Annotated in this window: 17 protein-coding genes; 11 read left to right on the plus strand and 6 right to left on the minus strand. The window is 41.1% G+C overall.

The features are described from left to right. Positions 1 to 117 precede the first annotated feature (117 nt). The 4 genes from hemN to BEGALDRAFT_RS14795 all read left to right on the plus strand — a co-directional run bounded on the left by hemN (position 118) and on the right by BEGALDRAFT_RS14795 (position 3,907). Positions 118 to 1,497, plus strand: a complete 1,380-nt coding sequence (gene hemN, locus BEGALDRAFT_RS14780) for an oxygen-independent coproporphyrinogen III oxidase (protein WP_002691336.1) — start codon at positions 118 to 120, stop codon at positions 1,495 to 1,497. Beyond that, positions 1,498 to 2,184 (plus strand): HesA/MoeB/ThiF family protein, encoded by a 687-nt coding sequence (locus BEGALDRAFT_RS14785; RefSeq protein WP_002691338.1) that lies wholly within the window; start codon positions 1,498 to 1,500, stop codon positions 2,182 to 2,184. It begins immediately after the preceding gene. 239 nt (positions 2,185 to 2,423) lie between these two features. After that, positions 2,424 to 2,867: an Hsp20/alpha crystallin family protein gene (locus tag BEGALDRAFT_RS14790; protein WP_002691340.1), complete on the plus strand. Its 444-nt coding sequence runs from the start codon at positions 2,424 to 2,426 to the stop codon at positions 2,865 to 2,867. 86 nt (positions 2,868 to 2,953) lie between these two features. Next, complete coding sequence (locus BEGALDRAFT_RS14795; protein WP_002691342.1) at positions 2,954 to 3,907, plus strand: DnaJ C-terminal domain-containing protein; 954 nt, start codon at positions 2,954 to 2,956, stop codon at positions 3,905 to 3,907. Between the two features lie 76 nt (positions 3,908 to 3,983). On the opposite strand, the gene BEGALDRAFT_RS14800 is transcribed toward BEGALDRAFT_RS14795, so the two are convergent. Beyond that, entirely contained in the window at positions 3,984 to 4,451 is a 468-nt protein-coding gene (locus tag BEGALDRAFT_RS14800) for a hypothetical protein (protein ID WP_002691344.1), read from the minus strand. Between the two features lie 247 nt (positions 4,452 to 4,698). Here BEGALDRAFT_RS14800 and BEGALDRAFT_RS14805 point away from each other — a divergent pair, with 247 nt between their 5' ends. Next, positions 4,699 to 5,313, plus strand: a complete 615-nt coding sequence (locus BEGALDRAFT_RS14805) for a hypothetical protein (protein ID WP_002691345.1) — start codon at positions 4,699 to 4,701, stop codon at positions 5,311 to 5,313. A 413-nt stretch (positions 5,314 to 5,726) separates the two neighbouring features. Here the strand turns inward: BEGALDRAFT_RS14805 and BEGALDRAFT_RS14810 are convergent, their stop codons facing one another. The 3 genes from BEGALDRAFT_RS14810 to BEGALDRAFT_RS14820 are packed head-to-tail and all read right to left on the minus strand — an operon-like array spanning position 5,727 to position 7,987. After that, entirely contained in the window at positions 5,727 to 6,497 is a 771-nt protein-coding gene (locus BEGALDRAFT_RS14810) for an ABC transporter substrate-binding protein (protein ID WP_002691347.1), read from the minus strand. 31 nt (positions 6,498 to 6,528) lie between these two features. Next, positions 6,529 to 7,614, minus strand: coding sequence for an AI-2E family transporter (locus BEGALDRAFT_RS14815; RefSeq protein ID WP_002691349.1), 1,086 nt, complete (start codon positions 7,612 to 7,614; stop codon positions 6,529 to 6,531). Positions 7,615 to 7,627: 13 nt separating this feature from the next. Beyond that, entirely contained in the window at positions 7,628 to 7,987 is a 360-nt protein-coding gene (locus tag BEGALDRAFT_RS14820) for a hypothetical protein (protein ID WP_002691351.1), read from the minus strand. A 339-nt stretch (positions 7,988 to 8,326) separates the two neighbouring features. Between BEGALDRAFT_RS14820 and BEGALDRAFT_RS14825 the strand changes: the two genes are divergently transcribed. The 4 genes from BEGALDRAFT_RS14825 to BEGALDRAFT_RS14830 all read left to right on the plus strand — a co-directional run bounded on the left by BEGALDRAFT_RS14825 (position 8,327) and on the right by BEGALDRAFT_RS14830 (position 10,359). Beyond that, positions 8,327 to 9,709: a glutamine synthetase family protein gene (locus BEGALDRAFT_RS14825; protein ID WP_002691353.1), complete on the plus strand. Its 1,383-nt coding sequence runs from the start codon at positions 8,327 to 8,329 to the stop codon at positions 9,707 to 9,709. 162 nt (positions 9,710 to 9,871) lie between these two features. Beyond that, positions 9,872 to 9,961 carry a type II toxin-antitoxin system RelE/ParE family toxin gene (locus BEGALDRAFT_RS19685; protein ID WP_408610395.1) on the plus strand — a complete coding sequence of 30 codons (90 nt, stop codon included), beginning with the start codon at positions 9,872 to 9,874 and terminating at the stop codon, positions 9,959 to 9,961. Beyond that, a complete protein-coding gene (locus BEGALDRAFT_RS19255; RefSeq protein WP_198284648.1) occupies positions 9,924 to 10,061 on the plus strand; it encodes a type II toxin-antitoxin system RelE/ParE family toxin in 138 nt (45 codons plus the stop codon). Before BEGALDRAFT_RS19685 ends, BEGALDRAFT_RS19255 begins: the two co-directional genes overlap by 38 nt. Further along, positions 10,054 to 10,359 carry a helix-turn-helix domain-containing protein gene (locus BEGALDRAFT_RS14830; RefSeq protein ID WP_002691354.1) on the plus strand — a complete coding sequence of 102 codons (306 nt, stop codon included), beginning with the start codon at positions 10,054 to 10,056 and terminating at the stop codon, positions 10,357 to 10,359. The genes BEGALDRAFT_RS19255 and BEGALDRAFT_RS14830 overlap by 8 nt, the downstream gene beginning before the upstream one ends. Positions 10,360 to 10,667: 308 nt before the next feature. Here BEGALDRAFT_RS14830 and aroE read toward each other — a convergent pair whose 3' ends face one another. Next, positions 10,668 to 11,627, minus strand: a complete 960-nt coding sequence (gene aroE / locus BEGALDRAFT_RS14835; RefSeq protein WP_002691356.1) for a shikimate dehydrogenase — start codon at positions 11,625 to 11,627, stop codon at positions 10,668 to 10,670. A gap of 98 nt (positions 11,628 to 11,725) precedes the next feature. Then, positions 11,726 to 12,478 (minus strand): hypothetical protein, encoded by a 753-nt coding sequence (locus tag BEGALDRAFT_RS14840; RefSeq protein ID WP_002691357.1) that lies wholly within the window; start codon positions 12,476 to 12,478, stop codon positions 11,726 to 11,728. 116 nt (positions 12,479 to 12,594) lie between these two features. Between BEGALDRAFT_RS14840 and BEGALDRAFT_RS14845 the strand changes: the two genes are divergently transcribed. Together BEGALDRAFT_RS14845 and BEGALDRAFT_RS14850 are read left to right on the plus strand one after the other, a co-directional pair. Next, positions 12,595 to 13,227, plus strand: a complete 633-nt coding sequence (locus tag BEGALDRAFT_RS14845; protein WP_002691358.1) for a UbiX family flavin prenyltransferase — start codon at positions 12,595 to 12,597, stop codon at positions 13,225 to 13,227. A gap of 122 nt (positions 13,228 to 13,349) precedes the next feature. Continuing rightward, positions 13,350 to 13,940: an LON peptidase substrate-binding domain-containing protein gene (locus BEGALDRAFT_RS14850; RefSeq protein ID WP_040294991.1), complete on the plus strand. Its 591-nt coding sequence runs from the start codon at positions 13,350 to 13,352 to the stop codon at positions 13,938 to 13,940. Positions 13,941 to 13,978: the final 38 nt, after the last annotated feature.

The following is a 13,978-nucleotide window of genomic DNA, read 5'->3' on the forward strand; positions in this document are numbered from 1 at the left end:
AAAAACGCCATTTTAACCAAACTTTAACCCATTATCGCCTATCGTTGCACAAAATAACTGAATCAACTTTGTAAAACGCTGTAAAATAGCATAAGTGTATAAACAGAGATTTTTAAGATGCAACCACTTATTTTTGACGCAGAATTAATTAAACGCTACGACAAAGCAGGCCCACGCTATACCTCCTACCCGACGGCTGTCCAATTTCATACAGGCTTTAACAGTGCCGCTTATCGCGCCGAAGCCCTACGTAGCCAAAACCCACAAACGCCATTATCGCTTTATTTTCACATCCCTTTCTGTGATACCGTTTGCTTTTACTGCGCCTGTAATAAAGTGGTCACTAAAGACCGCAGTCGCGCCGCGCCTTATCTTGCCCGCGTCTATCAAGAACTGGCATTACAAAGCCAACTATTTAATCCTGATAGAAAAGTCACCCAACTCCATTGGGGCGGTGGCACGCCTACCTTTTTAAGCCATGAAGAAATGCGTACTCTCATGGCAACAACCCGCCAATATTTTCAACTACTCGACGATGACAGTGGCGAATATTCCATTGAAATTGACCCCCGAGAAGCCAAAAACGATACTATCGCCCTGCTGCGCGAACTGGGTTTTAATCGCATGAGTTTAGGCGTACAAGATTTTGAGCCAACGGTACAACAAGCGGTTAATCGCCTACAAACTGAAGCAGAAACGTTTGCCGTCCTCGATGCCGCCCGCCATGAAGGCTTTAAATCCATCAGTATCGATCTAATTTACGGGCTACCCCATCAAACCGTCGAAACCTTCTCCCGCACCTTAGACAAAATCATTGCGGTACAACCTGACCGCTTATCCGTCTTTAACTACGCCCACTTACCGACGTTATTTAAACCCCAACGGCGGATTAATACCGAAGAATTACCCAGCCCAGCAGATAAATTGGCAATTTTACAAACCACCATCAACCACTTAACCGAAGCAGGCTATGTTTATATTGGCATGGATCACTTTGCCCGCCCTGATGACGAACTCGCTATTGCCCAACGTAACGGCACGCTATACCGCAACTTTCAAGGCTACGCCACCCAAGCTGATTGCGATTTAATTGGCTTAGGCATTACCTCTATTGGCAAAGTGGGCGATAGCTATAGCCAAAATGTCAAAACCTTAGAAGAATACTACGCCCTGATTGATGCAGGACAACTAGCGGTTTTTCGCGGGGTTGCCCTAGATGCCGATGATAAACTACGGCGCGACATCATCACCCAACTCATGTGCCACTTCCGCCTCGATATTCCGACTATAGAACAAGCCTTTAATATTCACTTTCAATCCTATTTTGCCCCAGAATGGCAAGCCTTAGCCAGTTTAAAAAATGATGGTCTCATTGAATACAATGCTGAAAAAATAGAAGTATTACCCGCTGGGCGTTTACTCGTTCGCAATATCTGCATGACTTTTGATAAATACCTACGTCTTGCCACTGAACAACGATTTTCTAAAGTCATCTAAATGGACTTAGCCCATGCCAATGTCATTATTATCGGTTTAGGTGGATTAGGCTCACCCGTTGCCCTCTATCTCGCCAGTAGCGGAATTGGGCAACTACAACTTGTTGATGCAGACACCGTCGATTTAACCAATCTACAACGGCAAATCATTCATGAAACGACACAGATTGGACGCTACAAAGTAGAATCCGCCCGCACTCGTCTGCAACAACTCGCTCCACAAACGCATATCACCTGCCACCCCTACGCCCCGCAAACCGTCGAGCAATTGATTCCCCTACTACAAACTGCCGACATAGTTGTCGACTGTAGCGACAACTTCCCCACCCGTTTTGCTTTAAATACCGCCTGTTTTCGCCTGAAAAAGCCCCTAATCAGCGGCGCGGCTATCCAATGGGGCGGGCAAGTTGCCGTATTTGACCCCCGCTATCCAGAAAGCCCCTGTTATCACTGCCTTTATGAAGAAAGTCCCCTCACAGAAGATGCGCCGACTTGTAGCACCACAGGCATTATCGCCCCACTGGTAGGCGTTATCGGCAGTTTCCAAGCCCTCGCAGTTTTAAATTTACTCAATCATCCCCATATCACACAACATGGAAAACTACATGTTTTTAACGCCTTTAATAGCCAATGGCGCACGCTAACACTCAGCAAAGACCCCACTTGTTGCCAATGCCAAGCGCAGTAAACCAAATGCATCATTGCCACAAGTATCGCGTGATAAATCATCCGATTTAAGGGTTATGATAAAAGCATGCAAGAAATCCAGTTAATTATCAGTAAAAATAAAATAAAAACAAAAAATTAAAATAACTGGTAAAAATTAACTAAAAATCTACATTTTTTCTCTTGAAGTTTATTTAAGTGACCTTATTCTTTATATCAAACAAAATATTAAGCGTTATTTATCCGAACAGGAGAATTATCATGAAAATTGCACGTTATGAACCTTGGGGCGGTTTAAACCAATTAATGAAAGACCTCGAACAAGTTTATGGGCGTTCTTTACCCAATGACGAAGACACCACCGTTGCAACTAGCGCGTGGGTGCCTGCAGTAGATATTAAAGAAGAAGACAAAGCCTTCTTGATTCACGCCGACATTCCAGGGGTTGACCCGAAAGACATCGAGATTACGATGGAAAATGGCGTATTAACGATTAAAGGCGAACGTGTTAGCGAAACCACAGACGAGCGGAAAAATTACAAACGGGTCGAGCGCGTCCGTGGCACTTTCTACCGACGTTTTGGCTTGCCAGATACGGCAGACGCAGAGAAAATCAGCGCGACAGGCAAACATGGCGTTTTAGAAATCACCATTCCAAAACGGGAAATTGCACAACCGCGTAAAATCAATGTAAATATTGTTTAAACACCGTTAAACTTAAAACCCCACAGCGCGGTCGTGTTGTGGGGTTTTATTATTATGACCACGGCATAAAGTGGGGTGAATCAATCATGGAATATAAAGATTATTATCAAACGTTGGGCGTTGAACGTTCCGCGACGACAGAAGAAATTAAAAAAGCCTATCGTCGACTGGTGCGCAAATATCACCCTGATGTCAGCCAAGAAAAAGATGCCGAACAAAAAATTAAAGAAATTAATGAAGCCTATGAAGTTCTACAAGATGCTGAAAAGCGAGCCGCTTATGACCGATTAGGCGCGCAATGGAAAGCTGGGCAAGAATTTCATCCGCCACCAGATTGGGACTTTAATTTTTCCAGTGGCTTTGGGAGCGGAAATGCAACAGGCGGGGTCGATTTTAGCGATTTTTTCGAAAGCATTTTTAAAGCACAACGCAGTGGACGACAAGGACGCACGCAACAAAGCCATTTCAGAATGCAGGGCGAAGACCAACACACACAATTATCGATTAGCCTAGAAGAAGCCTATCACGGCACAACGCGCTCAATACAAGTGCAAGTTTCAGAGCCTGATAGTCACGGACGCACGCAGTATAAAAACCGCGCGTTGAACGTCAAAATCCCCGCAGGCGTGACAACAGGGCAAAAAATCCGTTTAGCAGGGCAAGGCTCGGCAGGCATGGGCGGTGGGGCAAATGGCGATTTATACCTAGAAATTCAATTACAAGCCCACAATTTTTATCGAGTAGAAGGGAAAGATATTTATCTCACATTACCCATTACCCCGTGGGAAGCTGCACTCGGCGCGACGATTGCCGTGCCAACTTTGGGCGGACAAGTCGATTTAAAAATTCCTGCCGATTCACAATCAGGACAAAAACTCCGTTTACGCGGTCGGGGATTAACAGGCAAGCCCGCAGGTGATCAATACGTGGTATTACAAATTGTAACCCCACGCGCAACTACAGAAAAAGAAAGACACTTTTATAAAACAATGGCAGATACTTTCCCCTTTGACCCGCGCAAAGACCTATTAGGCACTTAATGACGACCATCCAAAGCAAGGGCTTTGGATGGCTTCTGTTGTCTTTCAACATTAACCTTGTTGAGCTTCAACAGGTTTAATGCTTGCGTTTATGACTATGGTCTTCTTCATAATACTCGACTTCGAAATCCTCATCGTCTTCCTCATCGTCATAAAAATCCTCTTCTAACTCAGGTTCTTCCGCTTCCTGCTCAACCCAAGAGCTTAACTCATCGGTTACATCAGTCACCATTTGCTCAATTTCGGGAAACTCTTCATCATCATCCCAATCAAAGCAACCATCTGATATTAACCAAAGCAATTGCAATTCCGTAATAGACAAGGTTTGTACCATTTGCCGACAGACATCAGTGATTAACCCACTAAAATAAATCGCATCTTCCTCACGTTGAACTTCCTGTGTAAAAGCCTCCCAGACGTTGTCGTAAGTACTTCCAATGTCTTGTAATTGTGTCGTTGGAATTGCTTTTAACACATCAACAGCCTGTCTGACCAATTCAAGATACTTTTCTTGAATAATGAGTCGGGTTCGGTTTTCAAACATAACACTCTCCACTCGTTTGTTAGTCCATGTGGCAATACGTAGGAATACAACACACTTGTCTAACAACTTACATTATCCCGCTATCCAAAAATAGCAAGCCCTGCCAATTATTGATTATCTATTCTACGCATATTCCTTACTTTACACACGTGTCATAAAAAACATGAGAAAACAGGCGTAAAAAATGCTTGACCAAAAACAAGCGTGTTAGAAAGCCATTTTATGATGTTTATCGAGGAGGTTTATCATGGATACGCTTGTTATACATCCAACCAGCACCGCCCAATGGCATGCATTAGTCAATGAAGCCGAAAGTATGTGCCATGCCCGACTTGGGGAAGAACTAGAAAGTTATCTGGTTTTTTTACTGATGCGCTATCTCAATGCAGCAGATATTGCAAATAGTGTGCTTGCTTTAGAATACTTGCAAACCGCAGAAATGACGGGCAAGTTACGCACAGAACAACTCAGGGATGTTGGTGATAAATGTCTGCTTTACTCAGGACTTTTTCCTGGTAGAGCACAACGACGACGAGTCAGCATCAGCTATTATGTTGATTTAGGCATAGCCGCTTATCAACTCTTAGCCAGCTCTTTCGCGGATATGCGTGCTCAAATGTATCAAACCATTTCCACCCGCTTTGTCGCTCTCATGGATGTTTTACAAGCAACGCGCGAAGTACACAACTTACAATCTAGTTTACAACCCCTAGAAGCGATGGAACTCTGGAACGACACCAACAGTCCCCATGCTCGTGCAACACTCGCGCTTTATAGCAATGGGTTTCCTGTTAAAACGGTACAACCCACGATAGAACCTGCGCTTTATGCCCGAACAAAACACACTCCTTACGCACACTAGAAGCAACACTCACCCACATAGGCATCAATTTGATATGTGGGTTTTTTTTCGTCTGTAAAATAACCTGAGTTCTGCGAGTTTTATAAAATAAAACAGAGACCTGCTAGGTTTTCAAAACCTAGCAGGTCTGTCGGAACGTGCGAAAAGAACTCACCAGAGAAGATTAAAAGATTGTCTGAATCAGGATTTTCAGAATTAACAGAATTAACAGAATTTAAAACCCTAAAACCAAAAATTTAAGGTGAATAACGCTTTTTAATTCTGCTAATTCTGAAAATTCTGTGAATCCTGATTCAGACAAGCTGTTGTCTTTTTAAAAGAAACTCGCAGAATTCAGGTTAATAAGTAACGTCCATAAAAAAAGGGCAATCATGATTAGATTGCCCTTCTTTAAAAATTAGCCAAAATTGTGCTTATTCACCATAAACATCAAATTGAAAATATTTATCTTGAATGGCTTTATAAGTCCCATCAGCCCGAATACTCACAATTGCTTTATTCAACCGCTCACGTAAGGCATCCTCACCTTTACGAACAGGAATGCCAATGCCCTCACCAAACCATTTTATATCGGTGATGGGTTCTCCCACAAATTCGTAATTTTTCCCTTCAGGTTTGTTTAAAAAACCATCGGCTAACGGCACTGCATCGGCTAACAGTAAGTCAATACGTCCCGCTTCTAAGTCTAAATAGGCATCATCTAAAGTCACATAACGTTTAATATCAACCACTTTCTCATAATTATCGGTTAAATATTTATCATGTGTGGTCGCACGTTGTACACCGACCGATTTCCCTTTCAATCCTTCCGCAGTAATTTCTAAGCCTGACCCTTTTTTACGGATAAAACGCGCGGGGGTATTGTAATATTTGTTTGTAAAATCAACCGATTTTTTTCGCTCTTCCGTAATAGAAACGGAAGCAATAATGGCATCAAACTTTTTTGCTAATAACGCAGGAATTAATCCATCAAAATCATTTTGAATTAACACACATTCCACTTGCATGGCAGTGCATAAAGCCTTAGCAATATCGATATCAAATCCTTGTAACTCGCCCTGTGTATCGATAAGGCTGAAAGGAGGATATGCCCCCTCGACACCAAAACGCAGTTTTTCCGCATAGCTTGCTTGCATTCCTAAGAAAAACAGCACTAATACAATTAGTTGTAAAGTCTTTTTCATGAGTTATTATCCTTATTCAAGCCATTAAATCTTAATAAAGAGAATCTGTATGCCGTTTATCCTCACGGTCTGGCATACGAGGCCATGCAATTAAGAGTGCTTTTACTAAGGTTGCTAATGGAATCGCAAAAAATACGCCCCAAAAGCCCCAAAGTCCGCCAAAAACTAACACGGCGACAATAATTGCAACAGGGTGTAAATTCACTGCTTCAGAAAATAACAAGGGAACAATAATATTACCATCAATAAATTGAATCACGGTATAGGCAGACATTGCCCAAATAAACTCGCTGTTTAAACCCCATTGAAAATACCCCACCACCACAACGGGAATGGTTACAACCACCGCACCGATATATGGCACAATCACCGATAAACCCACTAAAACAGACAATAACGATGCATAATTCATTTCTAAAATAGCAAAGGGAATATAAGTGGCTATACCAACAATAAAGATTTCATACACTTTCCCGCGTACATAATTCCCTATTTGTGCATCCATTTCTTTCCATAATTGGCTTGCTGCATGACGATTTTGCGGTAAAAAGCTTAAAACCCATGCAATAATAATATCTTTATCTTTTAACAAGAAAAAAACCAAAAAAGGGACTAAGACGGAGTAAACCATCAGCATAATGATAACGCCTAAAGAAGCGATAGAGTACGATAAGGCAATTTGCCCAACGCTACGCAAGCCAACCCGTATCGAATTTAATAAACTATCAACTTGTTCACTGGAAATAAAACCAGGGTAACGCTCAGGCAATGTCATCAATAATTCTTGCCATCTTGTTAATTTATTGGGTAAATCCTGAAATAACTGTGTTAACTGATTGGATAATAAGGGCAAGAGAATCACTAAAACGAACACTAAAAACGCTAAAAAGCATGAATAGACGATGATAACCGCAGGGATGCGCGGAATCCGCCATTGTTGCAAGTTTCTCACAAGACCTTCTAATAAATAAGCAATCACAATACTGGCTAACAATGGCGCAAGAATTCCGCCCATCGTCATCAAGATGGTGACACTGCCTACTAATAACATGGCTAAAAAAACCGCTTGGGGGTCAGAAAAATAGCGGTGAAACCAACGACTAAGCACTTGAACCATTGGGTTATCCTATCTACTTATTATAATGTTCGACAAAAGATTGATAATGTTGCACAAACAAGGCTTCTATAGACTGAATCACTTCTTCAGCCGTGCGCCCATACATTAAATGTTGCGTCATTAACTCAGCCGTTTGTCCTAACATCTTGGTTTTATCTAACATATAGTAACTACGAGATAACCGCTTAATGGCAGCAACAACCGACTCACCTTGTGCAGGCGGTTCTATTTTTTCAGGTTGCGGTACAGTTAAAGGACGTTCTACACGGCTACGAACATGAAGAAATTCAGCGAAAGCCAGTAACGTATTCTGCTCTGTTTCTGGCAATTGTTTCAAAATATCATTAAGACGTTGGGCAACAGCGTGTGACATAGTAACATAACTACTTTGATAAACTGGGTAATAAACTAACTGCGAACAAGTTTTTAAATCCTATTTTAACATAACAAAACCTACTCACTGATGTGATAAATTGCCCTGTAAATGTGCCAAGATTCATCTTAAATAAAAACCCGTTTTTTCATATGGCAACGCTAACATGTGCCTTAATTTTTCAACACGATTACCCGCCTTGATTTTAGAATCCGCTATTATTTTAGTAGGACATATCACCCGACGGTGCATGAGCTATCGCCCCCCTATCCCGTTTAATCGTTTAATCATGGCAGGCTTGCATATTAAGCGTTTCATGAATGACAGAGTAAGACCCCTATGCCCACTTTTTTCCACCATACCACCCCTCATGTTATGCGTTTTGACTACTTAAAAGATTGGCTTGAAAAACGTCATATTACCGAAGTTGAGTGCCTTGTCCCTGATATTTCTGGTGTGGCACGCGGTAAAATCATTCCTGCCAGCAAATTTTGTAAAGAAGAAGGGATGCGTTTACCCGAAATTATTTTTATTCAAACAATTACAGGTGATTATCCCGAAGATGAAAGTGCAGTGGACCCCGCTGAAATTGATATGGTTTTACAACCTGACCCAAGCACTATCCGTCTTGTTCCTTGGGCAACGGAAGCAACTGCGCAAGTTATTCATGACTGTTTTTATCGAGATGGACGAGAGGTTGATTTAGCCCCGCGCACCGTTTTAAGACGCGTCTTAAAACACTATGACGAACAGGGCTGGAAGCCAATTATTGCCCCCGAATTAGAATTTTTTCTCGTCAAGAAAAACATCGACCCTGATTACTCTTTAGAACCGCCTATCGGACGTTCAGGCAGACCCGAACGCGCTAGACAAGCCTATGGGATAGATGCGGTGAATGAGTTCGACCCTTTATTTGAAGAAATCTATGATTTTTGTGAAGCGCAAGAATTAAATATTGATACGCTGATTCATGAAGCGGGCGCGGCACAAATGGAAATTAATTTTTTACATGGTGACCCGCTAGAATTAGCCGACCAAGTTTTTTTATTTAAACGCACCGTCCGTGAAGCCGCCATGCGCCACGATATTTATGCGACTTTCATGGCAAAACCGATGGAAAAAGAAGCGGGTAGTGCGATGCACATCCATCAAAGTTTGATTGATAAAGAAACGGGCGTGAATTTATTCAGTAATGATAAACCTGAACTGACCGATTTATTTTTATCCCATATAGCAGGCTTACAAACCTATCTGCCCTATGCTATGTCGTTTCTCGCGCCGAATGTCAATTCTTATCGACGCATTGCCCGCTATAATTCTGCGCCGATTAATGTGCAATGGGGTTATGACAATCGGACGGTTGGGCTACGTGTTCCCTATTCCGACCCTAAATCCCGACGGGTAGAAAATCGCGTTGCGGGGGCTGATACCAATCCTTATATTGTTTTTGCGGCTTCTCTTGCTTGTGGCTATTTAGGCATGATGCAACAACTACAGCCTCGTCCTGCGGTAGAAGGGAGCGCGTATGACTTACCCTATGAACTCCCACGCAATTTAGAAGAAGCCTTGCGTTTTCTCAGCGAACCCGAATCTTTACCCTTATGTGAATTACTCGGCGAACGTTTTGTTAAAGCCTATCGCGCGATTAAATTTAAAGAGTATGAAACCTTTTTAGCGGTTATTAGTTCGTGGGAAAGGGATTTTTTATTATTGAATGTTTAATAATGACTTTATAGTCATAAAGATGAGGCAAGAAAAAGTAAAACAATATTTTTTCTTGCCTTCTTATCAATTTTCAAAATAAAACTATAGTAAACGCACTATAAAACGGTATGAAGGACTGGCAGTCCTAAATTTAAATTACTTTATGGTACGTTTATTATAATTGCTTATAAAATAAAAGATAAAGCTTTCTTTATTTATGGTTTTGCTAAAAATGAACGTGCCAATATTAGTGATAAAGAACTATTTTAAGCGTTTAGCAAAAGAACTCATGAGTTATGCTGATAAAACACTTTCTTTGATGATTAAAAATGGCTCATTGATAGAAATAGAGGTTACAAATCATGAATAAATCTATCCTAGAAACCGTTCACGAAATTGCTAAAGACCTACATGCTATCGGCGTTATGCAAGAGACTACATTACGCGAATTTGATGCGATATGTTTGCCCACTATACAAGAATATACAGCGGAACAAATTAAGTTGATTCGCTTAAGACATAAAGTAAGCCAACGTGTATTTGCGTCTTATTTAAATATCAGTAAATCTGCCGTGCAAAAATGGGAACAAGGCAAGAAAAAGCCGAATAATTCTTCTTTAAAATTACTAAATTTGGTAGATACGAAAGGATTAGATATTCTCGCCTAATCCTTTTAAGTTGTACTGAAAGCTTTCCAGTTTTATCAAATTAACCCGAGTTCGGCGAGATTTATAAAATAAAACAGATACCTGCTAGGTTTTGAAAACCTAGCAGGTCTTTTTTTGTCTGAATCAGAATTCACAGAATTTTCAGAATTTTCAGAATTAAAAACAATTAAAAACATAATTTTTTATTCTTTTAATTTTCTTGTCTTTTTAATTCTATTAATTCTGTTAATTCTGAAAATCCTGATTCAGACAAGCTGTTGTCTTTTTAAAAGAAACTTGCCGAACTCAGGTTCAAATTACTTCTTTATTTAAAAATCAATACACCGTCCTGATTTTTCCCAATCGCCGAAACGGGTGGGTTCTGGACGGTTTTCAATCCCTGAATATTCTGGCGGAAGGGTTTGTGGACTTGCGGAGAGGGAATCGCGTAAACGTTGTTTTAATAATTCGATAACGGGTTCTGTCTCTGGACGTACACCACGCCATAAATAAAAGGCTTCAGCAGCCTGTTCTACTAACATTCCTAAACCATCTCGCGCACAAATAGCCCCATGTTCTAAGGCCCATTGTATAAAAGGGGTACGTTGTGCGCTGTACATCATGTCGTAACACCATCCGCGTTTAAGCGGGATAATGTCATCAGGCAAGGGCGGTAATTCACCTTGTAAGCTGGCAGATGTTCCATTGATAATAATATCAAATTGTTGTCCTGCTAAGTCAGTATAACTACTCGCTGAAATATCGCCCAAATCGGTGAACAGTCGCGCTAAAGTTTGCGCCTTTTCTACCGTTCGATTAGCAATGACGCAACAAGCGGGTTTTTCTTGCAAAATAGGTTCTAGTACACCTCGCACAGCTCCACCTGCACCTAGTAATAAAATACGCTGGTTATTTAAAGATTTGCCGTGATTTTTTGTTAAATCGCGCACAAGCCCAATACCATCCGTATTATCGCCCCAGCTATTTCCCTGATTATCAAAACCGATAGTATTTACTGCGCCTGCTCGTTCTGCCCGTGTGCTCCGTTGCTTAACTAATGCCCATGCTTCTTGTTTAAAAGGGACGGTGACATTTAACCCTTTTCCGCCCTGTGCTTGAAACGCTTGAATTGCTTGTGTAAAAGCACCGTTGTTTGTCTCAATTAATAAGGGTTCATAAGATATTGCTTGTTGGGTTTGTTTGGCAAACTCGGCATGAATAAACGGGGATTTACTGTGTGCAATGGGATTGCCGACCACAAGATAATGATCTAATGAAGGAGTATTCATAAAAAACCTGATTGAATGGCAAGAAACAAGAGAATGGAATAAATAATCTATTTAGGTAGGTGTCAACGTCTCACACCTACCCCATTTGATAGGTTAGCTTATGCAGTGACAACGGATGCAGTCACGTCAGGCTCAGGCTGTTGCTGGCAACGTCCTAAACGGAAAGCGCGTAAACTCACCCATAAAGATATTAATACAATTAAATATTGAAAGGCTTTTAACCACGCGCTCATGACTTTAGCAGGGTCATAACTAGATTCACTGTGTGCGCTTGCGGTGTGATGTGCCTCAGAAGCAGGAGCAACGGTATGTTCAGTTTTTTCAGCAGATTCATGCTGTTTCATCATTGCTTCAGGGTTACTCGCATCGCCATGATGTTCTGCATGGGTAGCCATCATAAATGGCGTACAAATCGTTTTTAGATTTAAATTACTGTAATGTAAAAAACTCGCCATGCCGATACCAAATGCGATAAATTGGAGACTGATTAAATAATATAAACGCTTATCCGCTTTTGGATTTTTTGCTAACCAGTTCAGTGTAATCAAGGTGACTACATACCAAAATAGGAGCAGAATAAACGATTCTGTATTGAGAACACTGCTAATAAATGCGCCAACAATGGTGAGTGTCAACAGAGAAATCAAAAATACCTTTGGATGGTCGTATGATAAACCTTGTTTTTTAATATTAACAACTAATAACAGGGTAATTACTGCCCAAATCGTGATAAATATCACTGCCCGTAACCCCATGAGCGGTTCAAGATGATAACCACTGTAGGCAAACACAAGCATAAACGCCAAAAAATGCAAGGGCGTGCCATAATCTGCTGTTTTTTCGACTGTCATGATGACTCCATAAAGCAGGAAAAATAGTTGTTTTTAGTCCTTTTGTCGCGTGTTGCTAGCTCGCTTTAAAACATACACACAAGCATATTTTAACCGATTCTTATTAGATACGATTCATGAGTTCTTCAAAAAAAGCCATTACCTTGGCTATGACAGGCGCGTCGGGCGCGTTGTATGGTTTGCGTTTATTAGAAATCTTAGTGCAAGCTGAACAAAACATATATTTGTTGTTATCACAACCTGCACATATTGTTTTAAAAATGGAGGTTGATTTAGCCCTTCCCAAACGAGCCAGTGATATTGAACGGGTATTAAGTCAACGTTATCACGCACAAGCAGGACAAATTCAGGTTTTTAGCGAACAGCAATGGACAGCACCTGTTGCCAGTGGTAGTGCGTTAGGGCGGGCAATGGTGATTTGCCCCTGTACCAACGGCACGCTTGCAGGTATTGCCAATGGTTTAAGTCGTAATCTGATTGAACGGGCGGCAGATGTCACGTTAAAAGAACAACGAAAGTTAATCCTTGTGCATCGTGAAACCCCTTTATCGATAATTCAATTAGAAAATATGTTGCGTTTAGCCCGAGCTGGGGCTTTAATTTTGCCAGCTAATCCCGCTTTTTATCACTCGCCCACTCAAATTAGTGAACTGATTGATTTCGTTGTTGCCCGCGTTTTAGACCATTTAGACATAGAACATCATCTATCAGGACGTTGGGGAGAAACTGCTTATGTAGATGAAGCATGACACGTTAAATGCTCTTTATTAACGATGTCACTATCATGATGCAAACCTACAATAAACTATAAACTATCCATTTTAGAACGATTTGGCATAAATCTGACAGCTTGAGAGGTTATAGCAAGGTGATGAGTCCTTTAACAATTCCCTTATTTCCCCTGCACACTGTTTTATTTCCAGGGGGGGTTTTACCATTACGTATTTTTGAAGTACGTTATTTAGACATGGTTAGCCATTGTTTAAAAAGCAACTCTCCATTTGGTATCTGCCTAATTCGTGAAGGTAGCGAGGTAGGCACAGCGGCTACAACGCATGAAGTAGGCACGTTAGCGACAATTATCGATTGGGATCAACGTCAAGATGGCTTATTAGGCATAGATGTACAAGGTGGGCAACGTTTCCGCTTACTCTCCCATCGTGTGCAGTCAAATCAATTAATTGAGGCTAATGTCGAACCGATACTAGATGAACCTGCCATTAAAATACCAGAAGAATATCAATATTTAGCTGAGTTACTTGCACAATTTATTGAACAAGTTGGCAAACCCTACTGTAATATGCCGACACATTATGAAAGTGCAAACTGGGTCGGACAACGCCTTGCAGAATTATTGCCGATGGTTCATGCGCAAAAACAATATTTATTAGAATTAAACGATTCTATTCAACGTTTAGACACCATCGAGCATGTGCTCAAAACACTAAACGTCCGTTCTTAAACAAATTTAAAAAATGGCATAGCTTTTGCGGAGCTAAA

The sequence above is a fragment of the Beggiatoa alba B18LD genome, from assembly GCF_000245015.1.
Classification (GTDB): domain Bacteria; phylum Pseudomonadota; class Gammaproteobacteria; order Beggiatoales; family Beggiatoaceae; genus Beggiatoa; species Beggiatoa alba.